The sequence below is a fragment of the Rhizobiaceae bacterium genome, from assembly GCA_023953835.1.
In the GTDB taxonomy this organism is placed as follows: domain Bacteria; phylum Pseudomonadota; class Alphaproteobacteria; order Rhizobiales; family Rhizobiaceae; genus Mesorhizobium_G.
In genome coordinates, this window is the sequence record JAMLJB010000001.1 from 475,749 (window position 1) to 501,239 (window position 25,491).

Below are 25,491 nucleotides of genomic sequence, written 5' to 3' on the forward strand. Positions count from 1 at the left end.
CCGGCGCCCCGCTCATTTTGCGACGATGACAATTGGAGCCACCGCCAGCGTAATTCGCCTTCTCCCCTTGTGGGAGAAGGTGCCGGCAGGCGGATGAGGGGTGCCTTTCAGCCCTATCCGGCGCGGCGGGGTCCTTTGAACGGCGCCATGCCCTCGCGCGCCAATTCGTCAGCGCGTTCGTTTTCAGGGTGCCCGGCATGCCCCTTGACCCAGTGCCACGTGACCTGATGGCGCTTTCGCGCCTCGTCCAGCGCCTGCCAAAGTTCGGTGTTCTTGACCGGCTTCTTTGCGGCGGTTTTCCATCCATTGCGCTTCCAGCCCTCGATCCAGCCGGAAATGCCGTTCCGCACATATTCGCTGTCGGTGTAAAGCTCGACGACACACGGTTCCCGGAGCGCGTTCAGCGCTGATATCGCTCCCAGAAGCTCCATGCGATTGTTGGTGGTATCGGCCTCGCCGCCCTTCATTTCCTTCACCGCGCCGTTGAAGCGCAGGATTGCGCCCCAACCTCCCGGGCCGGGATTGCCCGAACACGCGCCATCGGTGAAAATCTCCACGCGCTTCACAGCGTCAATCCGTATTCGGCGGCGGAACCGACCGCGCGGTGGAAGCGCATCTTGCGCAAATATTCCATCGGGTCCTTCTTGACCACGAGGCTGCCGGCGGGCGTGTTCAGCCAGTCGTAGAGCCGCGTGAGCATGAAGCGCAGCGCGGACCCGCGCGCCAACAGGGGCAGCGCCTCCGCCTCGTGCTCCGAAAGCGGACGAACCGCGCTGTAGGCATTGAGCAAGGCCATGCCCTTGGTGAGATTGTAGGAATTGTCCTTCTCGAAGCACCATGCGTTGAGGCATGTGGCAACGTCGTAAGCCAGGATGTCGGTGCAGGCAAAATAGAAATCGATCAGGCCGGACAGGCGTTTGCCGAGGAAGAACACATTGTCCGGAAAGAGGTCGGCATGGATGACGCCAAGAGGAAGACCCGCCGGCCATTGCGCTTCGAGAAAGCCGAGCTCCGCCTCGACTTCGCTGGCAAGGCCGGGCTCGACCTCGTCGGCGCGCGCCGATGCCCGGTTCCAGAGAGGCCGCCAGCCATCCACAGTCAGCGCATTGACGCGGCGCATGGGAAAATCCGCCCCCGCCAGATGCATCGCGGCTAGGGCCGCGCCCACCTCCCTGCAATGGTCGGCAGTGGGGCGGCGCATCCACATGCCTTCGAGGAAGGTGACGAGGGCAGCGGGCCGCCCCGCCAGTTCGCCGATCATCTCGCCGCTGCGCTGCCTGACCGGCAACGGGCAGCGGATTCCCTTGTCACTCAGATGCTGCATAAGACCGAGGAAGAACGGCAGGTCGTCGCGGTTCACCCGCTTTTCATAAAGCGTCAGGATGTATGCCCCCGAACTGGCGTGAACGAGGAAATTCGAGTTCTCGACCCCTTCGGCAATGCCCTTGTAGGAGAGCAATTCACCGATCTCATAATCTCTCAGGAAATCCGCAAGCTCGATTTCCGAAATGTCGGTGTAGACGGCCATCGGGACCTGTTCCGGGATGAAGGGAGTGCCTATGCGGCGCCGTTGACGAATGCCATATCCTGCGCGGTGAGTTCCACGTCACGCAACACGCGCATGACGGGAAAATCCTCCGTTTCCTCGACCGTTATCGCCAGTTCGAGCCGCACGTCGAAACGTTCGCGGAACCCGCCGATGATCTCGTCGACCAGGATTTCGGGAGCGGAAGCCCCGGCGGAGAGGCCCAGCAGGGAAATATCACCCACCTCCTCCCACGGAATGTCCGCCGCGCGCTGCACCAGCAGCGACATGCGCGCGCCCGCGCGCTCGGCGACTTCGACCAGTCGGCGCGAATTGGACGAGTTCGGCGCTCCGACGATGAGGAACAGGTCGGCGCCGGGTGCGGCGGCCTTGACCGCTTCCTGCCGGTTGGTCGTGGCGTAGCAGATCGACTCCGCCGCAGGGGCGTGAAGCTGCGGAAAGCGCTCCTGCAACGCCTCGATCAGATGCGCCGTGTCCTCGACCGAAAGCGTCGTCTGCGATACAAACCCGAGGGCGGCGGCGTCCAGCGGCTGGAACCGGCGAACGTCCTCCTCGGTTTCGATGAGCGTGACCGCGCCTTCCGGCAACTGGCCCATCGTGCCGATGACTTCGGGGTGGCCCGCATGGCCGATCAGCAGCACATGGCGGCCAAGCCGCTGGTGGCGCAGCGCCTGCTTATGGACCTTCGACACCAGCGGACAGGTCGCGTCGAGATAGAACAGATTGCGGGATTCCGCATCGGCTGGCACCGATTTCGGCACGCCATGCGCGGAAAAGACAACCGGGGAGGACCGATGCTCCGGCGGTATCTCGTGAAGCTCCTCGATGAACACCGCGCCGAGATTTTGCAGCCCTTCGACCACATAGCGATTGTGCACGATCTCATGGCGGACATAGACCGGCGCGCCATATTTCTTCAGGGCCAGCACGACAATCTGAATCGCCCTGTCCACGCCCGCGCAAAAGCCGCGCGGCCCACACAGGCGTATCGTCAGCGGCTTTTTCCGCCCATGGCTGAGGTTGGTGTCGCTCATGTCAAGGCGCGACATGGAGGCTATGCCCCCACCCTGTCAAGTGCATCACGGTTCGCTGCGCCGGCGATAGAGCCACGCGGCCACGACGGCAGCGAGCGCGGCGGCCAGCCCATACCAAGTGATGGCATATTGCAGATGGCTGTTCGGCAGGTCGATGATCGTTGCCCCGCCATGCGGCCAGCCGCCCGGTACGGGCGCGTCGTCCGCATCGACGAAGAAGGGAAGGAGCCGGCTGTCCGGCGGTAGTCCCGACGTCGCCGCCATCGCGTCGAGGTCCTTCCAATAGAAGATGTTCTTCGCCGGATCGTTTTCCGGCAGGAACATTCCGGGCTTTGCGTCCAGCCTGTTGCGCGCAAGGCCGGTGATCTCGACGGTGCCGCCCACCTCGCCCTGCTGCCTCTTGGTCGCATCCTTCAAATCATAGGGGACAAAGCCGCGATTGACGAAGATGATGCGGTCATCGCTGAGCTTCAGCGGCGTGTAGACGTTGAATCCGGTCTCGCCTTGCCATGTCGTGAAGAAATGGCGCTCGCCCTCATGGACGAAAGTACCGCTCAACCGGACAGGCTGGTAATCCACGTTGCCCGTTTCGGAAAGCTGACGCTCGATTTCGGCCAAAGGCTTGGGCGCAGCAGCAATGCGGCTCTCGATGTCCGAGATCAGCGCCTCTTTCCAATGCAGGCGCTGCACCTGCCATGTTCCGAGGCCGACAAGGATCGCAAAAGCAACCGCGGCGGCCAGAAGCACCGGCAGGCGGCGCGGCGGCGATGAATGCGCGTGCACGGTCATTTGTTCTGGTCGATGCGCCCTTCGGCAGCCTTGTTCGCATATTGCAGCGTGATGAGGACGCCCTTGATGAGCCGCAGCGCGGTGAGGCTCAGGATCAGCGTCAGCGGAATCCACAGCAGGAAATGCACCCAGAGCGGCGGGCCGAACGAGGTTTCGAGCCAAAGCGCCAAGCCGACAACGATGAAGCCGATGATGAGGATCACGAACACCGCGGGGCCGTCGCCCGCATCGGCGAAGGAATAGTCCAGCCCGCACACGCCGCAACTGGGGCGAACCGAGAGCAGGCCGGAAAACAACCGCCCTTCGCCGCAACGCGGGCAGCGCCCTTGCAAACCGGCGGGAATCGGCTCGACCGGCGGCCAGTGGGCTTTGTCCTCATTCATGCTCATACGTTGCTCCCGTCATGCGATCATAAAAAAGCAAAAGGGCGGCTGCGCGATACAGCCGCCCCCAATTCCGAAACGCTGCCGCACTCAATGGCCGTGGGCAATCACCGCGCCGTGGGATGCCCACACATAGATGCAGGCGAACAGGAACAGCCAGACCACGTCAACGAAGTGCCAATACCAGGCGGCGGCCTCGAAGCCGAAATGCTGCTTCGGCGTGAAGTCGCCTTTCATTGCCCGGATGAGACAGACGAGCAGGAAGATGGTGCCGATGATGACGTGGAAACCATGGAACCCCGTGGCCATGAAGAACGTCGCGCCGTAGATCGAGTCCTTGAAGGCGAACGGGGCATGAATGTACTCGTAGGCCTGAACGAAGCTGAATAGCACGCCGAGCGCGACGGTGATGGCGAGGCCCCAGACGAGGCCCTTGCGATCATTTTCCAGCAGAGCGTGGTGCGCCCACGTCACCGTGGTGCCGGACAGAAGCAGGATCACCGTGTTGTAGAGCGGCAGATGAAAGGGATCGAGCACTTCGATGCCCTTGGGCGGCCAGACGCCGCCGGTGAATTCGGTGCGCGCGACCTGAATGGCCTCGCCGGGAAACAGGCTGACGTCGAAGAACGCCCAGAACCATGCCACGAAGAACATGACCTCCGAGGCGATGAACATGATCATGCCGTAGCGCAGATGGAGCGAAACCACGCGCGTGTGATGCCCTTCCTTGCCTTCCTTGATGGTGTCCGACCACCAGGCGAACATGGTGTAGAGGACCACAAGCAGGCCGATGAAGAACAGCCAGGGATTGGCAAGGTTCACGCCGAAGAAGGGGACATTGCCCGCGCGGATATACTGCATCCACATCACCGCGCCGAGCGCCATGATCAAAGCGCCGAGCGATGCGAGCGCCGGCCAGGGGCTCGGGTCTATGATGTGATAGTCATGATGCTTGGCGTGTGCTTCAGCCATTTCAACCCCCGAGCTTCGTCGTCGTTTCGTCTTCCACCGCAGGCGCGGCCGCAAGCGGCTCAGCGTCAATGGGGAAGAAAGTGTAGGAAAGCGTGATCGTCCTGATGTCCTTGAGTTCCGGCACATCGACAATGGCCGGATCTACGTAGAAAACAACCGGCATGTCGATGGCCTCGCCCGGCTTCAATGTCGTGTCGGTGAAGCAGAAGCACTCGACCTTGTTGAAGTAGGCGCCCGCCAGTTCCGGCGTCACGTTGAAGGTGGCGCGACCGGACGTGGGATGCGACGACCAGTTTTCGGCTTTGAATTGCGCCTGTACCGTTTCCCCGATGCGCATGGTCATCGACCGCTGCTCGGGTCCGAAATTCCAGGGAAGGCCACCCATCTTGTTGGCATCGAAGCGCACGGTGATCTCACGGTCCAGCACGCGATCCGAATATTGCTCGACGCGCTGCGTGGTGCCGCCATAGCCGGTCACCTGGCAGAACATCCTGTAAAGCGGCACGGAAGCGAATGCGAGGCCCACCATGCCGACGAACACGCCGCCGCAGACAAGCGCCGTCAGGCCGTTCCTGCGGCTGGTCTGTGCGGTGTTGGGGTGATCGGCCGTCATCCGCCTGCTCACATCGGCCTGTTGAGGAGCGCCGGGCCGAGCCGGACGATCGACGTCACATAGACGAGGACCACGAACAGCGCCAGCGCGATGGCAATCGCGATGTTGCGGTTGCGGCGCGCTTTAAGCTGAGCCTCGGTCGGCTTGATGGTTTCGAGCTTGTCCGCCACGGTCACGCTCCCGCCACGGCGATCAATCGCCCGACAATGCTGTCGGCGAGATAGGCTGCGAAAACGCCGAAGAGATAGAGAAGTGAGAAGCCGAAAAGCGCCTTCGCCGCGCGCATGGCGCGGTCCTGCGGATCCATGCGCAATACCTTCCAGGCGTACCAGACGAAGCCTGCGCCAAGGAACACCGCCACCAGCCCGTAGGCCGCACTGGCAAAGCCCAGATACCACGGCAGGACGCCGAACGCCGCGACAAGCAGCGCATAGGCGAAGATCTGCTTGCGGGTCGATTCCTCGCCGGCAACGTTCGGCATCATGGGAATGCCTGCGCGTTCGTAGTCACCGGACTTGAACAGCGCCAGCGCCCAGAAATGCGGCGGAGTCCACAGGAAGATGATCAGGAACAGGATCACGCTTTCGGGGCTCACCGTGCCGGTCGCCGCCGCCCAGCCGATCATCGGCGGAAACGAGCCCGCCGCGCCACCGATCACGATGTTCTGCGGCGTCCAGCGCTTCAGCCACATCGTGTAGATGACCGCGTAGAAGAAGATCGTGAATGCGAGCAGCCCGCCTGCGATCCAGTTGACGAATACGCCGAGCGTCAGCACCGACATCGCTGCCAGCACCAGCCCGAAGGCAAGCGCTTCCCCGGGAAGCACCTTGCCGGCCGGTATCGGGCGCGACCGCGTGCGCGTCATCAGCGCATCGATGTCGGCGTCGTACCACATGTTCAGCGCCCCCGACGCACCCGCGCCGATGGCAATGCAGATGATGGAGGTGATGGCGATCATCGGGTTGAGCGGAACGGGAGCCGCGATCATGCCGACAAAGGCCGTGAAAACGACGAGCGACATGACGCGAGGCTTGAGCAGCGCCAGATAGTCCGAAGCAGTCGCTTCCGAAAGCTGGAAGCCGACCACTTCAAAACTGTCTTTCTCGATCAATGCCATGCGTACTGGACCTGCTCCGTTTGGCGAAAGCCGCCGGGTTGCCCGGCGGCTTCGTTTCAGCCCGCGCTTATTTAATGCGCGGAAGCTGTTCCCACTGGTGATAAGGCGGCGGCGAAGGCAGCTGCCATTCCAGCGTCGTGGCGCCCTCGCCCCACGGATTTGCTCCGGCAATGCGCTTCTTCGAGAACGCCTCGAAGATGCCGTAGAGGAAGATGAACACGCCGATGAAGGAAATGTAGGAGCCGTAGGACGACACCAGGTTCCAGCCGGCGAACGCATCCGGATAGTCGATGTAGCGGCGCGGCATGCCGGCGAGGCCGAGGAAATGCTGCGGGAAGAAAATCAGGTTGACGCCCACGAACGTCACCCAGAAATGGGTGCGCGCGATGACCGGCGAGTACATGTATCCGGTCATCTTCGGGAACCAGTAGTACCAGGCAGCGAAGATGGCGAAGACCGCACCGAGCGACAACACATAGTGGAAGTGCGCGACCACGTAGTAGGTGTCGTGGAGTGAACGGTCGAGACCTGCATTGGCGAGCTGGACACCCGTGACGCCGCCCACGGTGAACAGGAAGATGAAGCCGATCGCCCAGAGCATGGGCGTGCGCATCGAGATCGAACCGCCCCACATGGTGGCGATCCACGAGAAGATCTTCACACCGGTCGGCACCGCGATGACCATCGTGGCGAACACGAAGTAGCGCTGCGTGTCGAGCGAAAGGCCGGTCGTATACATATGGTGCGCCCAGACGATGAAGCCGACCGCACCGATGGCCACCATGGCATAGGCCATGCCGAGATAGCCGAACACCGGCTTGCGCGAGAAGGTGGACACGATGTGGCTGACGATGCCGAAGCCCGGCAGGATCAGGATGTAGACTTCCGGATGTCCGAAGAACCAGAACAGGTGCTGGAACAGGATCGGATCGCCGCCGCCGTCAGGCTGGAAGAAGGTCGTGCCAAAGTTGCGGTCGGTGAGCAGCATGGTGATGCCGCCAGCGAGAACCGGCAAAGACAGCAGCAGCAGGAAGGCAGTCACAAGTACGGACCACGCAAAAAGAGGCATCTTGTGCAATGTCATGCCGGGCGCGCGCATGTTGAAGATGGTGGTGATGAAATTGATCGCACCGAGGATCGACGAGGCACCGGCGATGTGCAGGGAAAGGATCGCAAGGTCGACCGCCGGTCCGGGCGATTGCGTCGACAATGGCGGATACATGGTCCAGCCGCCGCCGACACCGTAGCTACCGGTCGGGCCAGGCATGAAGATCGACAGAAGCAGCAAGGACAATGCGGGCGGCAGCAGCCAGAACGAGATGTTGTTCATGCGCGGAAACGCCATGTCCGGCGCGCCGATCATGATCGGCACCATCCAGTTGGCGAAGCCACCGATGAGTGCCGGCATGACCATGAAGAAGATCATGACCAGCGCGTGTGCGGTCGTGAAGACGTTGAACATCTGCTTGCCGCCGTCGATGGCGGCATCACCCTCAAGGCCGTAGACCATCTGCGCAAGGCCGGTGAATATCTGGATGCCGGGTTCGGCAAGCTCCCACCGCATCATGACCGACAGGAAGCCGCCGATACAGCCGGATATGATCGCGAAGATCAGGTACAGCGTACCGATATCCTTGTGGTTTGTGGAATAGACCCAGCGCACCCAGCCCTGCGGCTTGTGATCGGCGTGGTGGTCGTGAGCTGCAGCGCCTGCCATGTTCCGCTCCTTACCTTATTCTTTGCCGCAGCCGGTCAGTCGGCCGAAGCGAGCCTGTTCGCGGCGTCTACCGAAGCCATGAGCGCCTTGTTCGCGCCGCCGAGGTCGGTCCGGGCCGCTGAAAGCCACGTATCGTATTGCTGTTGTGAAACCACGCGGATCGCGATGGGCATGAAGGCGTGATCCTTGCCGCACAGCTCGGAGCACTGGCCGTAGTAGAGGCCTTCCCTTTCCGCCTTGAACCAGGTCTCGTTGAGGCGGCCCGGCACCGCATCCACCTTCACGCCGAAAGCCGGCATGGCGAATGCATGGATGACGTCGGCTGCCGTCACTAGGACGCGCGTCGTGACGTTGACCGGAACCACGAGTTCATTGTCCACGGCCAGCAAGCGCGGATAGCGGGCCATGTCGGCCTTGCCTGCCGCATCGCGGTCGCCGTCCTGAAGCAGCGCGGAGTTGAACGAAAGCGGGTCGTCCACCTGATATTCATAGTCCCAGTTCCACTGGTTGCCGGTCGCCTTTACGGTCAGCGTTGGTTCTTCCTCGGGCGTGTATTGCGCCGTCAGCAACTGGAACGAAGGCACCGCGATGAAGAGCAGCACGATGACCGGCCCGATGGTCCAGATCACTTCAATCAGCGTGTTGTGGCTGGTGCGCGAGGGATTGGGATTAACGCTGCTGCGAAACTTCACGATGCAATAGGCGAGCAGCAGGAGGACGAGCAGCGTGATCGGGATGATGAACCAGAGCGTATAGGCCTCGAACCATTCGATCTGCCGCATGATGCCCGTGGCCGGCTCCTGCATGCGAATCTGCCATGGATGCGGCTGGTCCGCATGAGCAAGGCCAGCGAAGAGCAATGCGCTGCTGGCCGCAAGGCCCGCCAGAAACCGTCTCATCGTTTACGCGTCTCCCATTCTCCAGGCCTCTCTCCCGCATCGCGAGCAATAAATCCCGCGGCCGGAATCCTCGACCCTCATTCGCGGTTCAAACCATACTCCGATCCCATCCGCAAGAAAGACGCCACGCACCCTGTGCGGCATTTTTGCGCGCTGGCAGGCGGCAAATCCGCGCCGGAGGAGCGAGGGATGCGCGAAGCATTTGAAAAGTGGGCCCTAATTCCGGCGAATTTCACTATAAAACATCGCGATCGGTCATGCTGCGGTTGACGACGGCGATCCGTCCGCTATTGGGCTCTCCCAGCAACCAGCTTGCAGTGATTCGGCAACGGAGCTGTCATGAAATTCAGGCTTCCCAAACTCCTGACGCAGGCCGCCATGACGTTCGCCCTGCTGCTGCCGGCGCTCGCTTTCACGGATGCGCAGGCGCAGCAGTCGCCCAAGGGCACGGTGAAGTCCACGCATGGCTCGTGGTCGATTGTCTGCGACACTCCTGCGGGCGCGACGGCGGAACAATGCGCGATGATGCAGAATGTGGTCGCGGAGGACCGGCCTGAGGTCGGTCTTTCGGTCGTGGTGCTGCGCACCGCCGACAACAAGGCGGAAATCCTGCGCGTGCTTGCCCCGCTCGGCGTGCTGCTGCCGAACGGGCTTGGCCTGAACGTGGACGGCAAGGACATCGGCAGGGCCTATTTCGTCCGCTGCTTCCAGGACGGCTGCTATGCGGAGGTGATCCTTGAGAAGCCCCTGCTCGACACGCTGAGGAACGGCAAGTCGGCGACCTTCATCGTCTTTCAGACACCGGAGGAAGGCATCGGCATCCCGGTCGACCTGAAAGGATTCGGCGAAGGGTTCGCCCAGCTTCCCTGATAACTGCGCCTTGACGCCCACCCCTTGGTTTATTGCGCGCTCGCCCATCGGCGCATTGCGCACTGGATTGTCGAGCCCCGCCAGCATAAATGAGGCGGTGAGTTTGTTTCCGCGAGGCGCGTCATGTCCGAATCCCTCCTGCAAAAATTCGATGTATCCGAAAGCCGGCTCAAGCAGGTCGTGGCCGATACGCTCCAGGGTGCGGACGACGGGGAGCTGTTTCTCGAACAGTCGCAGGGGGAGGCGCTGGTCTTTGACAATGGCCGCTTGAAAACCGCGAATTTCAGCACGGCGGAGGGCTTCGGGCTGCGCGCGATCGCGGGAGAAGCGAGCGGCTATGCGCATTCCGGCGAACTGTCCGAGGCAGCGCTTTTGCGCGCCGCTGATGCGGTTTCCGCCGTCAAGGCTGGCTATGCCGGAACGCTTGCTGACGCGCCGCAGCGCACCAATACCCATCTTTACGGTGAGGAAAACCCGATTGCCGAACCCGGTTTCGGGGATAAGGCGAAGCTTCTTCACGAGATCGACGCCTATGTGCGTGGTCGCGATCCGCGTGTCAGGCAGGTCACGGCATCGCTTGCCGCCTCATGGCAGCATGTCGAAATCCTGCGCGGGGACGGCCAGCTCGTGCGCGACATCCGCCCCCTCGTGCGGGTGAATGTCGGCGTCGTCGTGGGCGACGGCGACCGGCAGGAAACCGGCTCGCACGGCATGGGTGGACGCAAGGCGTTCGGCGAGTTCCTTGCCGAGCAGAGCTGGAAGTCGGCTGCAGACGAAGCCCTGCGGCAGGCACTGGTCAATCTCGACGCCGTACCTGCCCCGGCGGGAACGTTCGACATCGTGCTTTCGAGCGGCTGGCCGGGCATCATGCTGCATGAGGCGGTCGGCCACGGACTCGAAGGCGACTTCAACCGCAAGAAAACATCCGCCTTCGCGGGGCTGCTCGGCCAGCAGGTCGCGGCGAAGGGTGTGACGGTCGTCGACGACGGTACGATTGCCGAACGCCGGGGCTCGCTCACCATCGACGACGAGGGCACGCCCTCCGCTTACAATGTACTGATCGATGACGGCAGGCTGGTCGGCTATATGCAGGATCGCCAGAACGCCCGGCTGATGGGCATGAGGCCGACCGGCAACGGAAGGCGCGAATCCTATGCACACCAGCCAATGCCGCGCATGACCAACACCTATATGACTGCCGGCAGCCACACACCCGAAGAGATCATCTCCTCGGTAAAACACGGCATCTATGCCGTCTCCTTCGGCGGCGGACAGGTGGACATCACCAGCGGCAAGTTCGTGTTCGGCTGCACCGAGGCCTACATGATCGAGGACGGCAAGGTCACGCAGCCGATCAAGGGCGCCATGCTGATCGGCAACGGTCCCGACGCGATGCACCGCGTCAGCATGGTCGGCAACGATCTCAAGCTCGACACCGGCATCGGAACATGCGGCAAGGCCGGACAGGGCGTGCCGGTGGGCGTCGGCCAGCCGCACCTGCGCATGAACCAGGTCACGGTCGGCGGCACCCGCACCTGATGGCCCGCGTGCGGTCCATCGTGATCCTGACCGGCGCGGGCATTTCCGCCGAATCGGGCGTGGACACGTTTCGCGCGAAGGACGGCATCTGGTCGAAATATGATTATCGGGACGTCGCGACCCCCGAGGGCTTCGTGCGCAACCCGAAGCTGGTGTTCGATTTCTACAATATGCGGCGGCGCGGGTTGGCGAAGGTCAAGCCGAATGCGGCCCATGAAGCGTTGGCGCGGCTCGAAGAAGCGTTTCCCGGCGACGTTCTGGTCGTCACGCAGAACATCGATGATTTGCACGAACGGGCGGGCACGAAGAACCTGATCCACATGCATGGCGAACTGGAGCGCGCGCTTTGCACCGTGTGCGAAAGCCGCAGCTACTGGCCAGACGATATGAAGCAGGATTCCGCTTGCCCTGCCTGCGGGACCGTGGGCTATCTGAGGCCAGATGTCGTGTGGTTCGGGGAAATGCCCTACCACATGGACCACGTCCATCAGGCGTTGGCAAAATGCGATCTTTTCCTGTCCATCGGCACCAGCGGCAATGTCTATCCGGCGGCTGGATTCGTGGACCTCGCACGCGCGCATGGCGCGCATACGGTCGAACTGAACCTTGAGCCGTCCGAAGGCCACAGCGCCTTTCACGACGCCATCCAGGGCAAGGCAACGAAGATCGTCCCGGACTATGTGGACCGCATCCTTATGGGTGACTAGCGTCTTCGTCTCGGCTTTTCGAGCAGCGCCACAGCCTCAACATGCGGCGACCAGAGAAACTGGTCGATGGGCGTGACCGAGACGAGCCTGTAGCCGCCATCGAGCAGAATACGGAGGTCGCGCGCCAAACTGAGCGGATTGCACGACACCGCCGCCACGAACGGCACATCGCTGCGGGCAATCTGCTTCGACTGGTCCTCCGCGCCCGCGCGCGGCGGGTCGAACACCAAGCCGTCGAAACTGGTGAGTTCCTTGAATGTCAGCGGGCGGCGGAAGAGGTCGCGCCGCTCGACAGTCACGCGCTTCAACCCCGCCGTGTGGCGAAAGCCTCTGTCGAGCGCGGCAAGGGCCGCGGCATCGCTTTCCACCGCATGCACCTCCGACCCTTCAGCCAGCCGAAGCGAAAAGGCCCCTGCCCCGGCAAAGAGATCGGCCACCTTTTTCGCGCGCCTCATGTGCGGCACGACGAGCGCGGCCATCGCCATCTCGGCTTCGGCAACCGCCTGCAGGAACCCGCCGGGCGGCGGCGTCACGCTTGCCGCGCCGAAATGGATCACCGGCTTGCTCGGCTCGACGATGATCTCGTCATCGACGGAAAGGCGGGCGAGCCTCTGCCTGAGCGCAAAACCGCTGAGCGCCTGCCTCCGCTTGTCGCTCAACTTGCCGACGCCGGAGGCCGCGACATCCAGTCCGCTGGCGGTGGCCGTAACGGTGAGGTGGAACGCGTCGACTGCCTCCGCGAACTCCGCGCCAAGATCGCGCAGCACGGGCAGCGCCGCCTCGATCTCCGGCAACACGACCGGGCACTCCTCAATGTCGATGATGTGGTGCGATTGCGCGCGGTTGTAGCCGAGCACAGCCCCGTTGATGGTGCGGCGCGCCGAAAAGACCGCCCTGCGGCGCGAGCGGGGCGGGCATGGCGCGAGATCGGCGACCGGTGTGGCGATGCCCTTCGCGCGCAACGCATCGACGACTTTCAGCCGCTTCCATTCGAGATAGGCGGCGGGTTCGAGATGTTGCAGGGCGCAGCCGCCGCATTCTCCAAAATGCCTGCATGCCGGATCGACCCGCAGGGGCGAGGCATCGAGCACGGCCATCAGAGTCGCGCGGTCCTTCTCGCGCGCTGCCGTGACGGTCTCGCCGGGCAGCGAAAACGGGATGAACACCGGGCCGGTCTCCGTCTGTGCGACACCGTCGCCCTGAGCGCCGAGCCGCTCGATTGAGAAGCGCGCGCTCATCTGTCCTTCACACCGCCCAGCAGAAATTCGCGATTGCCGTCACCGCCCTCGATGGGCGACGCCACCAGCCCGACCGCGCGCCAGCCGGGCGCGGCGTCCAGCCACTGGCGCAGCGCTTCGGCGACACGCGGACCATCAGCCTCGTCCTTCAGCAGCCCGCCTTTGCCGATGGCTTCGCGTCCTGCCTCGAATTGCGGCTTGACCAGAAAAACACCTCGCGCGCCCGGAACCGCCAGTTCCAGCGCGGGCGGCAAGGCAAGCTTCAGCGAGATGAAACTGACATCGCTGACGAGAAAATCAGGCCGAATACCGTCGAGGTCGCCCAATGTGAGGTCGCGCGCGTTCAGCCCTTCCCGGACGGTCACGCGCGCATCGTTACGGATGCTGTCGGCCAGTTGGCCATGTCCGACATCGAGCGCGAACACGCGGCGCGCGTCGCGCTGAAGCAGAACCTGCGTAAAGCCGCCGGTCGATGCGCCGATATCGAGGGCCGTCGTGCCGGACGGATCGAAGCCGAATGCGTCGAGGCCCGCGACCAGCTTGAGCGCGGCGCGCGACACATAGGCCAGCGCCGGATCGGCGATGTCGATCTGCGCATCGGGCAGAACGACCTGCCCGGCCTTGCGCGCTGCGCCGCCCTCGACGCTCACCGCGCCACGCCTTATCGCATCCGCCGCACGCGAACGGCTGCCGAACAGGCCGCGCCGAACCAGAAGTTCGTCGAGGCGCAAGCGATTTCCCGATTGTTCAGCCACTGACACGCCTTGCAGAACAGAGAGTTACGGTCTGTGCCTGACATCCTGATTCAGGCGCGGGCGGCCTGGTCCAACTGGCCAAGAGCGCCAAAGACCGCACGCACGATTCCCGCCGAATCCAGCCCCGCATTGGCGTACATCTTCTCGGGCTTGGCCTGGTCGGTAAATTCGTCGGGCAGGATCAGTGGGCGCACCTTGAGGCCGTTTTCGAGCATGCCGTTGGTCGCAAGGAAATGCAGCACATGGCTCGCGAAACCGCCGATGGAGCCTTCCTCCACGGTAATCAGCACCTCGTGCTCGCGTGCCAGACGGCGGACCAGATCCACGTCGAGCGGCTTGGCGAAGCGGGCATCGGCGACGGTCGTGGAAAGCCCCGCCGCGTCCAGTTCTTCGGCGGCGGCGAGGCAATCGGCAAGCCGCGTTCCGAGGCTCAGAAGTGCCACCTTGCTGCCTTCCTTGACGATCCGGCCTTTACCGATTTCGAGGAAGGAGCCGCGCTCCGGCATTTCGACCCCGACGCCGTTGCCGCGCGGATAGCGGAAGGAGATCGGGCCTTCGTCATAGTCGGCGGCGGTGCGCACCATATGCCGCAGTTCCGCCTCGTCGGCAGCAGCCATCACGACGAAGCCCGGCAGCGAGGCGAGGTAGGTCGTATCGAAGGCGCCGCAATGAGTTGGGCCGTCCGCGCCGACAAACCCCGCGCGGTCTATCGGGAAGCGGACCGGCAGTTTCTGGATTGCCACATCATGCACCACCTGATCGTAGGCGCGCTGGAGGAATGTTGAATAGATCGCTGCGAAGGGTTTGTAGCCTTCCGTTGCAAGCCCCGCCGCGAAGGTGATCGCGTGCTGCTCGGCAATGCCGACATCGAATGTGCGCTGTGGGAAAACCTCGCCGAACAAGTCGAGCCCTGTGCCGGACGGCATGGCGGCGGTGATGGCGACGATCCTGTCGTCGTGGCGCGCTTCCTCGATCAGGCTTTCGGCGAACACCTTGGTATAGGCGGGCGCGTTCGCGGGCGCCTTCGCCTGCGTGCCAGTCACCACGTCGAACTTGTTGACGCCGTGATATTTGTCGGCGGACGCCTCGGCGGGACCGTAGCCCTTGCCCTTCTGCGTCACGACATGGACCAGCACCGGGCCATCATGATTGTCGCGGACATTCTTCAACACCGGAATGAGGTGTTCCAGATTGTGCCCGTCGATGGGACCGACATGGTAGAAGCCAAGCTCCTCGAACATCGTGCCGCCAGTCACGTAGCCGCGCGCATGCTCGACAGCGCGGGTGATGGCTCGGTCCACGCGGCGACCGAGATAGGCGGTCAGCTTCTTGCCGAAATCGCGGATGCTCAGATAGGTCTTGCCGACCGCCAGCCGCGCGAGATAGCCGCTCAGGGCCCCGGTCGGGGGTGCGATCGACATGTCGTTGTCGTTGAGAATGACGATCAGGCGCGAACCGAGCGCACCCGCGTTGTTAAGCGCCTCGAAGGCCATGCCCGCCGACATCGCTCCGTCGCCGATGACGGCGATGACATTGTTCTTGCCGTCATGCAGGTCGCGGGCCACGGCCATGCCCAACCCTGCGGAAATCGAGGTCGAGGAATGTGCCGCGCCGAACGGATCGTATTCGCTTTCGGCGCGCTTGGTGAACCCGGATAGGCCGTCCTCCTGCCGCAAGGTGCGCATCCGGTCGCGCCGCCCGGTGAGGATCTTGTGCGGATAGGCCTGATGGCCGACATCCCAGATCAGCCGGTCCTGCGGCGTGTTGAAGACGTGGTGGATCGCCACCGTGAGTTCGACGACGCCAAGGCCCGCGCCAAGATGGCCGCCCGTGTGCGAAACGACGTCCACCAGCTCGGCGCGCAACTCCTCGGCGAGTTGCGGCAGCTCGCTTTCGTTCAGCTTGCGAAGGTCAGCCGGTGTCCGGACTTTGTCCAGCAGCGGCGTGTGGGGCGGTGATTTCACGTAAATGGTGTCTTTTCAGTGCAAAACGCTATGGAAATAGTCGCGGTTTCGACCAAAGTAAATGCGCCGCATTGCCATATCAGCCGTCCGGCAGCGGTATGAATTCTTCCTCATCGCCCGGAACGATATCGAAACGGCCCGTTTTCCACTCGTTCTTCGCCTGCTCGATCCGCTCCTTCGAGGAGGAAACGAAGTTCCACCAGATATAGCGCGGCGAGCCCATCTTGGCACCGCCGAAGAGCATGAAATGCGCGCCCTGCCCCGATGACACGACGATTTCGTCGCCCGGCCTGAACACGAGCAGGCGGTCTGCGGGAAAGACATCGCCGGCAATCGAGACTTCGCCGTCGAGTGTGTAGATGGCGCGCTCCTCCGCGATGGCCGGGATGCGGAATGACCCGCCCGCATCCAGCCTCACATCCGCATAGAGCGTGTCATGGTAGGTGGAGACGGGCGCGCTCAGCCCTTCGAGTTCACCGATTACGAGGCGGCCATGGGCGCCGTCCGTGCTGAACACCGGCAATCGGTCCTGCGTCGTGTGCTCGAACAGGGGGGCGATTTCTTCCTTCGCGTCGGGCAGCGCCAGCCATGTCTGGAGGCCGGAAATCGCCATCGGATTGCCGCGCAGCTCTTCAGGCGAGCGTTCCGAATGTACGATCCCGCGCCCGGCGGTCATCAGGTTCACGTCGCCCGGCTCGATCACCATTTCCGTGCCGAGCGAATCGCGGTGCCGTATCTTGCCGTCAAAGAGATAGGTGACCGTCGAAAGCCCGATATGCGGATGCGGCCTGACATCCAGCGCCTGATCGCCGCGCAGGATCGCGGGACCCATGCGGTCGAAGAAGATGAACGGGCCGACCATACGGCGCTTTGCGGTCGGCAATGCGCGCCGCACCTCGAAGCCGCCGATGTCGCGCGAGTTCGGAATGAGCATCAGCTCGATCTGGTCGCAGGCGAACGCATCGCCGGGGTCCGGGTCGCTTCCGGGAAAGAAACTCATGCGATTTCTCCCTTGCTGCCTTTATTCGGCGTCGAGCGGTTCCGTGCCTGCCGGCTTGCCGTCGCGCGACAGCCTTATCTTTTCGACCTTGTCCTCGGCGGCCTTGAGAAGGCGCGCGCAGTGAGCTTTCAGCATCTCGCCGCGTTCGTAGATGCGGATCGACTGGTCGAGCGGAACCTCGCCGCGTTCGAGATCGTCCACGATCTTTTCCAGCGCATCGAGCGCCTGCTCGAAGCTCATGGCCGCGATGTCCTGATTGCTCTCTTCCGCCATTGCCTATCCCTTCATCAGTCGCTTCACATGAGCGCCCACGGAAAACGCCAGTCCCTGCAGGTCGTAGCCGCCCTCCAGCAGGCTCACCAGCCGGTTGTCGCAATAGCGCTCGGCCAGGTCCATCAACTGGCCCGTGGCCCAGTCGAAATCGTCCTCGGTCAGGTTGATCTGCGCAAGCGGGTCGCGATGGTGAGCATCGAAACCGGCGGAGATTATCAACAGGTCCGGGGCGAAATTGCGGATGGCAGGCAGCACGCGCGACCGCATCGCCTCGCGAAAGAGGTCGCCGCCGCTGTCGGGCGAAAGCGGGGCGTTGACGATGTTGCCGTTGAGCCCGGTTTCGTCCTTCGCGCCAGTGCCCGGATAGAGCGGCATCTGGTGCGTGGAGACATAGAGGACCGAGGGATCGTCCCAGAAAATGTCCTGCGTGCCGTTGCCGTGGTGCACGTCCCAATCCATGATTGCCACGCGCGTCGCCCCATGCTTCTTCTGTGCATGGCGCGCGGCAATGGCCGCGTTGTTGAACATGCAGAAGCCCATGGCGGTGGTTTTTTCCGCATGGTGTCCCGGCGGGCGCGCGGCGACAAACACATTGTCCGCCTTGCCCTTGAACACATCGTCCACCGCGGCCGTCGCCGCGCCGATGGCGGTGAGCGCCGCCTCCCAGCTTTTCGGGCTGACGGATGTGTCTGATTCGATGCGCGCTATTCCTTCCTCCGGGATCTTTTTGCGCAGATCCTCCATGTAGGATTCCGGATGCACCAGCAGGATCGACGCCTCGTCGCCTTTCGGCGCGCGCTTGCGGTCGAGATATTCGAAGCCGGATTCCTCAAGTTGCGCCTCGATCGCGCGAATCCGGTCGGGCCGCTCCGGGTGTCCGGCGGGCGTGAGGTGTTCCAGATAGATCGGATGCGTGTAAAGGCGGGTCGTCATGCCGCTAACATAGGCGGCAAACGTCGTTGTCGCCACGCAAAACGCGGCTCAGCGGATTTCTGTCCTAAGGATTCGGATGCCGAAGCCTTCGAGGCCGACATAGTGCCGCTCCCGCGAGGCGATCAGTTCGATGGAGCCGATACCCAGATCCTTCAGGATTTGCGCGCCAAGGCCGATTTCGCGCCATTCGCTCTCCCGGCGCAGTGCCTCCTCGTGGCTCTCGCCTTCCGAGGACTGCCTCGGGCGTCCGCCCTTTCCGACGCCGACCGAACCTTCGCGCAGATAGACGATGACGCCCCGGCCCGCTTGCGCAAATCCTGCCATGATCGCGTCGAGACGCTGGCCGGTTCCGAACACGTCCGCGACGACATTTTCCGGGTGCAGGCGCACCGGAACGTTTTCCCCGTCGCGTATATCGCCAAACACAATCGCCAGATGCTGCATCGGGTCCCATGGCAACCGATAAGCATAGGCCCTGGCCTTGCCCGCAGCCGTCTCGATGTCGAAGCTCTCGACCCGCTCGACCAGCGTTTCCTGCCGCTGCCGATAGGCGATCAGGTCCGCCACCGACACCAGCTTCAGACCGTGCTTCTCCGCAAAATCCACCACCTGCGGCCCGCGCGTTACCGTGCCGTCATCATTGACCAATTCGCAGATCACGCCGACGGGCGGCAGGCCGGCGAGCTTGCAGAGATCGACGGCGGCTTCCGTATGGCCGGAGCGCATCAACACGCCGCCCTCGCGCGCCACCAAAGGGAATATGTGGCCCGGCCGAACGAAATCGCTGGCCCCCACATTGCCGTTGGCAAGGTTGCGCACCGTGAGCGTGCGGTCGTCGGCGGAGATGCCCGTCGTCGTGCCGTGCTTGAAATCGACGCTAACCGTAAAGGCGGTGCTGTGAGCCGAATCGTTTTCGGCGACCATTGGCGCGAGGTTCAGGCGGCGCGCGTCCTCCCGCGTCATCGGCGTGCACACGATGCCGGAGGTGTGGCGCACGATGAAAGCCATCTTTTCCGGCGTGCAATGCACCGCCGCGACGATCAGGTCACCCTCGTTCTCGCGCCCGTCATCGTCCATCACCACGACGATCTCGCCGCGCTCGAAGGCGCGCAGGGCTTCAACGATTTTCTTCTGGTCGTAAGGCATTGGCGTTCCGGCTGTTCCGATGTTCAATTCTACACGCGGCCCGTCTGGCCGCGATGGCGCAGAAAATGGTCTGCTATGGTGCAAGCCATCATTGCCTCGCCTATGGGCACCGCCCGGATGCCGACGCAGGGGTCGTGCCGCCCCTTTGTCACCACTTCGACCTCCTTTCCGTCCCGGTCGACGGACCGGCGCGGCGTCAGGATCGAGGAGGTGGGCTTGACCGCAAACCGCGCGACCACCGGCTGGCCGGTCGAAATGCCGCCCAGAATGCCGCCCGCATTGTTCGACAGGAATACCGGACGACCATCATTGCCCATGCGCATCTCATCCGCATTCTGCTCGCCGGTGATGCGGGCGGCCTCGAAGCCTGCCCCGATCTCGACGCCCTTCACCGCATTGATCGACATGAGGTTGGAGGCGATGTCCTGGTCGAGCTTGGCATAGATCGGCGCGCCGAGCCCGGCGGGAACGCCGTCGGCGACCACCTCGACCACCGCGCCGACGGAAGACCCTTCCTTGCGGATGCCGTCGAGATAGGCGGCAAAAACATCGACCGAATCGCGATCGGGCGTGAAGAACGGGTTTTCCGCGTCGTGCACGAAGTCCCAGTCCCATTTCGAGCGGTCGATAGCCTTTTCGCCCATCGCGATGAGCGCGCCGCGAACCACCAGCCCCGGCACGACCTTGCGCGCCAGTGCGCCTGCCGCCACGCGCGCCGCCGTTTCGCGGGCCGAGGATCGGCCGCCGCCCCGATAGTCGCGCAGACCGTATTTGACGTCATAGGCATAATCGGCATGGCCGGGACGGTACTGCCGGGCAATCTCGCCATAATCCTTGGAGCGCTGGTCGACATTTTCGATCAGCATGGAAACCGGCGTGCCGGTGGTGATCATGGTCTCGCCGTCCTCGTCCATGACAAAGCCGGAGAGCACCTTCACCTCGTCCGGCTCGCGGCGCTGGGTCACGAATCGCGACTGGCCGGGGCGGCGGCGGTCGAGATCGGCCTGGATTTCAGCCAGTTTGAAGCGGATGCCGGGCGGGCAGCCATCGACCACGCAGCCAAGCGCCGGACCGTGGCTCTCGCCCCAGGTGGTCACGCGAAACAGATGACCGAACGTGTTGTGCGACATGGAATGATCTTGGCCGAATGAGCGACGTTTCCGGCCTTCTATTGAGGTTTTCCACTGTGGTCAAACGATGCGGAGCGGCTTCGCATTGGCTTGAGGTGCAATTTCTGACACATTCATAATATTCATTCCCGCCTGTCATTCATGCCGACAATAAAAAATAAAGAGAAGCAAATGCGCTTTGTGCCGACTATTGCCGCCCTCCTCCTGTCCATATCCGCAGCAATGGCGGCCGACGCCGAGGGCGAAATCAAAAAGATCGATGCGGATAACAGCACGATTACGCTGAGCGACGGCAAGACTTACAAATTACCCGGCGAATTCGACGTCGCCTCCCTCAAGGAAGGCATGGATATAGTCATCTCCTACGACAAGGTGGACGGAGAAAACCTCATCGCCGACATGCAGTTGCCGGAGTAAAGCCTAAAGCCACTCCAGCCTGCCCTGTTGCAGCCGCAGGATGCGATCCTGCGGAATGGCGAGGTCTGCCGCGGCATTGTCCGCGAAATCGCCGACAAGCCGGAACACGGCCCGTATCGTGCCGCCATGGGCAACGCAGACGGTTGGCCGGTCGAGCGCTTCGAACCACGGGCGCACGCGCGCCAGCAGCATCTGGTAACTCTCGCCCCCGGCGCCCGGGGGAACCATGTTCCATTTGTCGCGCCTGCGCTGCCGGAACAGGTCCGGCGCAAGCCGCTTCAGGTCGGACAGGCGTTGGCCCTGCCAGTCGCCGAAATGCACCTCCACAAGGCGGGCATCAGTGCGGAAATCGTCTGCCGCCAGCCCCATCGCAGCGCGAATGCGCTGCATGGTCTCGACCGTGCGCCGCATCGGACTTGCGATGAAATCGAAGTCTGAGGGATCCCGAATCAACTTGCCGAGCAGGTGTCCGTTGCGGTCCGCCTGCGTGCGCCCGACGGCGTTCAGGTCGACCTCGTTCTGGCCCTGAAAGCGCCCTTCCGCGTTCCAGTCTGTCTGGCCGTGGCGAATGAAATAGACCAGCGGCGTTGGGTGTTCCGGCAATGTGCAGGCTGCCTTCCGTTACTCCTTGACGACCGAGATGTCCGGCGCGTCGACGGCCTTCATGCCGACGACGTGATAGCCGGAATCGACGTGATGCACTTCTCCCGTCACGCCGCGCGACAGGTCCGAGAGAAGATAAAGGCCGGCATCGCCGACTTCTTCCACCGAGACCGTGCGCTTGAGCGGCGCGTTGTATTCGTTCCACTTGAGAATATAGCGGAAATCCCCGATGCCCGAGGCGGCGAGCGTCTTGATCGGACCGGCGGAAATAGCGTTCACCCGGATGTTCTTCGAGCCAAGATCGACGGCGAGATAACGCACGCTGGCTTCCAACGCGGCCTTGGCGACGCCCATGACGTTGTAGTGCGGCATGACCTTTTCCGCGCCGTAATAGGTGAGCGTCAGCAGCGAGCCGCCATCCGTCAAGAGTTCCTCGGCGCGCCTTGCGATTGTGGTGAAGGAAAAGACCGAAATGTCCATCGTCATCAAGAAGTTGTCGCGCGTCGTGTCGACATAGCGGCCGTCGAGCTCTTCCTTGTTGGAAAAGGCGATGGCGTGAACGAGGAAGTCCAGCTTGCCCCATTTCGCGCGGATGCCGTCGAACACCGCGTCGAGACTTGATTCGTCGGTGACGTCGCAGTGGCCGGCAAGCTCGGCGCCGAGTTCTTCCGCCAGCGGCTCGACGCGCTTCCTGAACTGGTCGCCCTGATAGGTCAGCGCAATTTCCGCGCCCTGGCCGACGCAGGCCTTGGCGATGCCATAGGCGATAGACCGATTGTTGGCGACGCCGAGTATCAGGCCGCGCTTGCCTGCCATCAGGCCCTGTCCTGCTGCCATATCGAGAGACTCCAGACTAGGTTTTCAGTTCGCGTGCCTATTGCACAGGCACAAGCGGCCATCAAGCTGCGCTTACACGGCCTTCTTGCGCATCAGCGCCTCGATTTCGGGATCGCCTCCCGACGGCAGCATAACGCGGACATGGGCATAGAGATCCCCATGGCCGCCGCCTTTCAGCGGAAGTCCCTTGCCTTTCAGGCGCATGATCTTGTCCGAGCTGGACCAGGCCGGCACCTTGACGCCGAGCCGCCCGGTGGGCGTTTCGACCGGGACGGTCGCACCCAGAACCGCGTCGCGCAGCGGCACGGGCAGGTCGACATGCAGGTCGCGCCCCTCGATGCGATATCGCGGATGGGTGCGCAGCCTGATCTTCACCAGCGCGTCGCCCGAACCGCCCGGACCTTGCAGGCCCTGACCCTTGAGGCGGATGGTCTGGCCATCTTCCACAAAGGCGGGCAGCTTCACCGCAAGCTTGCGGCCATCCGGGAAAATGGCGCTGACGCGGGCCGAGGTCGCCATTTCCTCCACCGAAATCTCGAGCGTGGCCGAAAGGTCCTCGCCACGCGGCGGCTTGCGTTGGCGCGCATTCGCCCGCCCGCTGCCTCCGGCGAAAGCGTCTCCGAAGATCTGGCTGAAAATGTCGTCGGCATCGCCGCCCCCGCCGAATTGCGGCCCGGCGTCGCCGAACGGGTTTCCCCCGGTCGAACGAAATTCGAAATGCGGATCGCCGCCGCGCTGCCTGAAAGCGGCAAACGGGTCGCCGCCCCCGGCGCTTTCAAAGCCCTGGTACAAAGGCTTGCCGTCCGGGCCGATCTCGCCACGGTCGAATGCCGCGCGCTGCTTTTCATCGCCCAGTATCTCATAGGCCTGATTGGCGGCGGCGAATTGATCCTTCGCCTTCGGGTCGTTCGGGTTCTGGTCCGGGTGATACTGCTTGGCCAGCTTGCGATAGGCCGATTTGATGTCCTTCGCAGAAGCCGCTTTCGGCACACCCAGCACCTCATAGGGGTCGCGCACTGTCAGTTTTTCAACCTTTCACGGAAGTGTGAATTCTCGCCCTCTAATATGCTGTCGGAAGGACAAAAATTCCAGTGGCAACAAGCGTCAGGTCGGTGCAAAAGCTGTCATTTGCCACATGCCGGGCGCGATCATGCACGCGCGCCCCTGATAGAGCGCGATTCCGTCGAAGCGTTCCCGTGTCGTCTTGAACTTTCGGCAGACTACGCCCTGCTCATTGTCCTCTGTCACCGCGCTGATCGCGCCGCGCGAACCCGTATCCGCATTGGCCCAAGCCAGCGGCGAACCCTCAAGCGAAGTGAGGTCGGCGGATGAAATGGCATTGCGCACGGTAAGCGCGTCGGACTGGGTTTCAGGGTCGGTATTCGGGTCGGCGGGCGCAACGGTCGAGGTCAGGGTCGACGAGTCGACGCCCTTGTCGGATCCGAGGCCGATCATCGACGTCGTGCAGCCGGCTGACAGGAGACCTGAAAGGAGAAGCAATGCCGCACCGAAAGGCCGCGCCCCTGGCATTACGCTGCTCTTGAAACGTGGTGCTTGCGCGAGCCGCTTCAATCGGCAATCTCCCAAACCAACGGCCCCCGAGGTGATTTATGAGTGAGCTAACCTTAACATCTGGTGACTTCACCGAAGAGACAGATCCGTTTAGCCTTTTCCGGGCATGGCTGGAAGAGGCAACGGCCAGCGAAATCAACGACCCCAACGCCATGGCCCTCGCAACGGTCGATCCGGAGGGTCTGCCGGATGTGCGCATGGTGCTGCTCAAGGGGCTGGACGAGCGCGGCTTCGTCTTTTTCACCAATTTCGAAAGCGCCAAGGGCAGGGAAATACTTGCCTCGCACAAGGCGGCGCTGTGCTTTCACTGGAAATCGCTGAGGCGGCAGGTCCGCGTGCGCGGCAGCGTCGAGGTGGTCAGCGACGAGGAGGCGGACAGCTATTTTCAGTCCCGCCCCCGCAACAGCCGCATCGGTGCCTGGGCATCGAAGCAGTCGAGACCGCTGGAAAGCCGGTTCGCGCTCGAAAAGGCGGTGGCCGAATTCACCGCGAAGCACCTTGTCGGCGAAATTCCGCGCCCCCCGTATTGGTCGGGCTTCAGGGTGCTGCCCTCAAGCATCGAATTCTGGCACGACCGGCCTTTCAGGCTGCACGATCGGGTTACGTACAAGCGCTCCGACGGCCAGACATGGTCAAAAACACGCCTTTATCCTTAGGTCGTAGTGACGATTTAACGATTTGCTGCGCCGCAGATGAAATTGGTCAGTTCGAGGAAGAAGGAGGAAGGATATGCAGCGCATATTCGACGACGCGTGACGAAGAAATGGCCGATTTCGGCGCGGCGCAGCAAATCGTTAAATCGTCACTACGACCTAGTCAAACACCGCAACCAATCGGCCCCCGCCGCGTTCAGCTTCCGTTCAGGAGCGTTTTGGCAAAAGGCCATCATGGTTTTTGACCTGAAAGGAATCGACATGCGAAAGCTTCTTCTTTCCCTCTGTGCTGCCGCTTTCACGGTCGGCACGGCGGTATCGACCGCCGGTCCGGTAGCGGCTGCACCAATCATTCCCCTCGTGAAAGCAACGCCGGGTGGCGATGTGATCCAGATTCAGGATCGCAGGCGTCAGTATGATCTGTGGCGTGCACAGCCCGTGCGGCCGCCTCAGCCTCGGCGCGGCTATTATCAGTATCGCGGCAACCCGTATTACAACGGGCATCGCGGCTACAGCTACTATCGACCGGGGTATCGCCGGTACAACGACTTCTGGTTCCCGGCGGGTGCCTTCGTGGCAGGCGCGCTGCTGGGCGGAGCGCTTGCGGCGCCTGCGCCCGTCTATCGTGAGCCGCCGCGCGGCATGTATTCCGACGCGCATGTGCGCTGGTGCTACAATCGTTATCGGTCCTACAGGGCTTATGACAACACGTTCCAGCCCTATAACGGGCCGCGCCAGCAGTGCTATTCGCCTTACAGCTAAGTCCAAGGTTGGCGGACCTGGC

Annotated in this window: 29 protein-coding genes; 6 read left to right on the top strand and 23 right to left on the bottom strand. The window is 62.9% G+C overall.

Features of this window, described 5'->3' with window-relative positions:
• Window positions 1-113 precede the first annotated feature (113 nt).
• The 11 genes from rnhA to coxB all read right to left on the bottom strand — a co-directional run bounded on the left by rnhA (window position 114) and on the right by coxB (window position 9,070).
• Window positions 114-566, bottom strand: coding sequence for a ribonuclease HI (gene rnhA / locus M9924_02260; protein MCO5063217.1), 453 nt, complete (start codon window positions 564-566; stop codon window positions 114-116).
• Window positions 563-1,528: a homoserine kinase gene (locus tag M9924_02265; GenBank protein MCO5063218.1), complete on the bottom strand. Its 966-nt coding sequence runs from the start codon at window positions 1,526-1,528 to the stop codon at window positions 563-565. The genes rnhA and M9924_02265 overlap by 4 nt, the downstream gene beginning before the upstream one ends.
• A gap of 29 nt (window positions 1,529-1,557) precedes the next feature.
• Complete coding sequence (gene ispH, locus M9924_02270; GenBank protein MCO5063219.1) at window positions 1,558-2,580, bottom strand: 4-hydroxy-3-methylbut-2-enyl diphosphate reductase; 1,023 nt, start codon at window positions 2,578-2,580, stop codon at window positions 1,558-1,560.
• A gap of 45 nt (window positions 2,581-2,625) precedes the next feature.
• Complete coding sequence (locus tag M9924_02275) at window positions 2,626-3,369, bottom strand: SURF1 family protein (protein ID MCO5063220.1); 744 nt, start codon at window positions 3,367-3,369, stop codon at window positions 2,626-2,628.
• Entirely contained in the window at window positions 3,366-3,752 is a 387-nt protein-coding gene (locus M9924_02280) for a DUF983 domain-containing protein (GenBank protein ID MCO5063221.1), read from the bottom strand. Before M9924_02280 ends, M9924_02275 begins: the two co-directional genes overlap by 4 nt.
• Window positions 3,753-3,842: 90 nt before the next feature.
• The gene (locus M9924_02285) at window positions 3,843-4,724 is read right to left on the bottom strand and encodes a cytochrome c oxidase subunit 3 (protein ID MCO5063222.1); all 882 of its coding nucleotides are present in this window, start codon (window positions 4,722-4,724) and stop codon (window positions 3,843-3,845) included.
• Between the two features lies 1 nt (window position 4,725).
• A complete protein-coding gene (locus tag M9924_02290; GenBank protein ID MCO5063223.1) occupies window positions 4,726-5,337 on the bottom strand; it encodes a cytochrome c oxidase assembly protein in 612 nt (203 codons plus the stop codon).
• An 8-nt stretch (window positions 5,338-5,345) separates the two neighbouring features.
• Window positions 5,346-5,507, bottom strand: a complete 162-nt coding sequence (locus tag M9924_02295) for a hypothetical protein (GenBank protein ID MCO5063224.1) — start codon at window positions 5,505-5,507, stop codon at window positions 5,346-5,348.
• 2 nt (window positions 5,508-5,509) lie between these two features.
• A complete protein-coding gene (locus tag M9924_02300) occupies window positions 5,510-6,454 on the bottom strand; it encodes a heme o synthase (protein MCO5063225.1) in 945 nt (314 codons plus the stop codon).
• A gap of 67 nt (window positions 6,455-6,521) precedes the next feature.
• Window positions 6,522-8,171, bottom strand: a complete 1,650-nt coding sequence (gene ctaD, locus M9924_02305) for a cytochrome c oxidase subunit I (GenBank protein MCO5063226.1) — start codon at window positions 8,169-8,171, stop codon at window positions 6,522-6,524.
• Window positions 8,172-8,206: 35 nt separating this feature from the next.
• Window positions 8,207-9,070 (bottom strand): cytochrome c oxidase subunit II, encoded by an 864-nt coding sequence (gene coxB / locus M9924_02310; protein MCO5063227.1) that lies wholly within the window; start codon window positions 9,068-9,070, stop codon window positions 8,207-8,209.
• Between the two features lie 339 nt (window positions 9,071-9,409).
• Here coxB and M9924_02315 point away from each other — a divergent pair, with 339 nt between their 5' ends.
• The 3 genes from M9924_02315 to M9924_02325 all read left to right on the top strand — a co-directional run bounded on the left by M9924_02315 (window position 9,410) and on the right by M9924_02325 (window position 12,186).
• Window positions 9,410-9,940, top strand: a complete 531-nt coding sequence (locus M9924_02315; GenBank protein ID MCO5063228.1) for an invasion associated locus B family protein — start codon at window positions 9,410-9,412, stop codon at window positions 9,938-9,940.
• Window positions 9,941-10,063: 123 nt separating this feature from the next.
• Window positions 10,064-11,479, top strand: coding sequence for a metalloprotease TldD (tldD, locus tag M9924_02320; protein MCO5063229.1), 1,416 nt, complete (start codon window positions 10,064-10,066; stop codon window positions 11,477-11,479).
• Window positions 11,479-12,186 (top strand): NAD-dependent deacylase, encoded by a 708-nt coding sequence (locus M9924_02325; GenBank protein ID MCO5063230.1) that lies wholly within the window; start codon window positions 11,479-11,481, stop codon window positions 12,184-12,186. Before tldD ends, M9924_02325 begins: the two co-directional genes overlap by 1 nt.
• Here M9924_02325 and M9924_02330 read toward each other — a convergent pair.
• From M9924_02330 to aroC, 8 genes are all read right to left on the bottom strand, one after another.
• Window positions 12,183-13,424 carry a class I SAM-dependent RNA methyltransferase gene (locus tag M9924_02330; GenBank protein MCO5063231.1) on the bottom strand — a complete coding sequence of 414 codons (1,242 nt, stop codon included), beginning with the start codon at window positions 13,422-13,424 and terminating at the stop codon, window positions 12,183-12,185. The two genes, M9924_02325 and M9924_02330, sit on opposite strands and share 4 nt — an antisense overlap.
• A complete protein-coding gene (locus M9924_02335; protein ID MCO5063232.1) occupies window positions 13,421-14,179 on the bottom strand; it encodes a TlyA family RNA methyltransferase in 759 nt (252 codons plus the stop codon). The genes M9924_02330 and M9924_02335 overlap by 4 nt, the downstream gene beginning before the upstream one ends.
• Window positions 14,180-14,229: 50 nt before the next feature.
• On the bottom strand, window positions 14,230-16,143 hold the full coding sequence (dxs, locus tag M9924_02340) for a 1-deoxy-D-xylulose-5-phosphate synthase (GenBank protein MCO5063233.1): 1,914 nt from the start codon (window positions 16,141-16,143) through the stop codon (window positions 14,230-14,232).
• A 79-nt stretch (window positions 16,144-16,222) separates the two neighbouring features.
• On the bottom strand, window positions 16,223-17,143 hold the full coding sequence (locus M9924_02345) for a pirin family protein (GenBank protein ID MCO5063234.1): 921 nt from the start codon (window positions 17,141-17,143) through the stop codon (window positions 16,223-16,225).
• 21 nt (window positions 17,144-17,164) lie between these two features.
• Window positions 17,165-17,416: an exodeoxyribonuclease VII small subunit gene (locus M9924_02350; GenBank protein ID MCO5063235.1), complete on the bottom strand. Its 252-nt coding sequence runs from the start codon at window positions 17,414-17,416 to the stop codon at window positions 17,165-17,167.
• A gap of 3 nt (window positions 17,417-17,419) precedes the next feature.
• The gene (locus M9924_02355) at window positions 17,420-18,349 is read right to left on the bottom strand and encodes a histone deacetylase family protein (protein MCO5063236.1); all 930 of its coding nucleotides are present in this window, start codon (window positions 18,347-18,349) and stop codon (window positions 17,420-17,422) included.
• A gap of 48 nt (window positions 18,350-18,397) precedes the next feature.
• Window positions 18,398-19,495 (bottom strand): 3,4-dihydroxy-2-butanone-4-phosphate synthase, encoded by a 1,098-nt coding sequence (gene ribB, locus M9924_02360; GenBank protein MCO5063237.1) that lies wholly within the window; start codon window positions 19,493-19,495, stop codon window positions 18,398-18,400.
• Window positions 19,496-19,524: 29 nt separating this feature from the next.
• Window positions 19,525-20,625, bottom strand: a complete 1,101-nt coding sequence (gene aroC / locus M9924_02365) for a chorismate synthase (GenBank protein ID MCO5063238.1) — start codon at window positions 20,623-20,625, stop codon at window positions 19,525-19,527.
• 171 nt (window positions 20,626-20,796) lie between these two features.
• On the opposite strand from aroC, the gene M9924_02370 reads away from it, so the two are divergent.
• Window positions 20,797-21,042, top strand: coding sequence for a DUF1344 domain-containing protein (locus M9924_02370; protein MCO5063239.1), 246 nt, complete (start codon window positions 20,797-20,799; stop codon window positions 21,040-21,042).
• A 3-nt stretch (window positions 21,043-21,045) separates the two neighbouring features.
• On the opposite strand, the gene M9924_02375 is transcribed toward M9924_02370, so the two are convergent.
• The 4 genes from M9924_02375 to M9924_02390 form a co-directional block, all read right to left on the bottom strand.
• On the bottom strand, window positions 21,046-21,645 hold the full coding sequence (locus tag M9924_02375; protein MCO5063240.1) for a histidine phosphatase family protein: 600 nt from the start codon (window positions 21,643-21,645) through the stop codon (window positions 21,046-21,048).
• 18 nt (window positions 21,646-21,663) lie between these two features.
• Window positions 21,664-22,482 carry an enoyl-ACP reductase FabI gene (gene fabI, locus M9924_02380; GenBank protein ID MCO5063241.1) on the bottom strand — a complete coding sequence of 273 codons (819 nt, stop codon included), beginning with the start codon at window positions 22,480-22,482 and terminating at the stop codon, window positions 21,664-21,666.
• A 72-nt stretch (window positions 22,483-22,554) separates the two neighbouring features.
• On the bottom strand, window positions 22,555-23,499 hold the full coding sequence (locus M9924_02385; GenBank protein ID MCO5063242.1) for a DnaJ domain-containing protein: 945 nt from the start codon (window positions 23,497-23,499) through the stop codon (window positions 22,555-22,557).
• An 87-nt stretch (window positions 23,500-23,586) separates the two neighbouring features.
• Window positions 23,587-24,012, bottom strand: coding sequence for an RT0821/Lpp0805 family surface protein (locus M9924_02390; protein ID MCO5063243.1), 426 nt, complete (start codon window positions 24,010-24,012; stop codon window positions 23,587-23,589).
• Window positions 24,013-24,092: 80 nt separating this feature from the next.
• Here M9924_02390 and pdxH point away from each other — a divergent pair, with 80 nt between their 5' ends.
• Window positions 24,093-24,710 (top strand): pyridoxamine 5'-phosphate oxidase, encoded by a 618-nt coding sequence (pdxH, locus tag M9924_02395; protein ID MCO5063244.1) that lies wholly within the window; start codon window positions 24,093-24,095, stop codon window positions 24,708-24,710.
• Between the two features lie 258 nt (window positions 24,711-24,968).
• A complete protein-coding gene (locus tag M9924_02400) occupies window positions 24,969-25,469 on the top strand; it encodes a BA14K family protein (GenBank protein ID MCO5063245.1) in 501 nt (166 codons plus the stop codon).
• The last annotated feature ends 22 nt before the right edge of the window (window positions 25,470-25,491 follow it).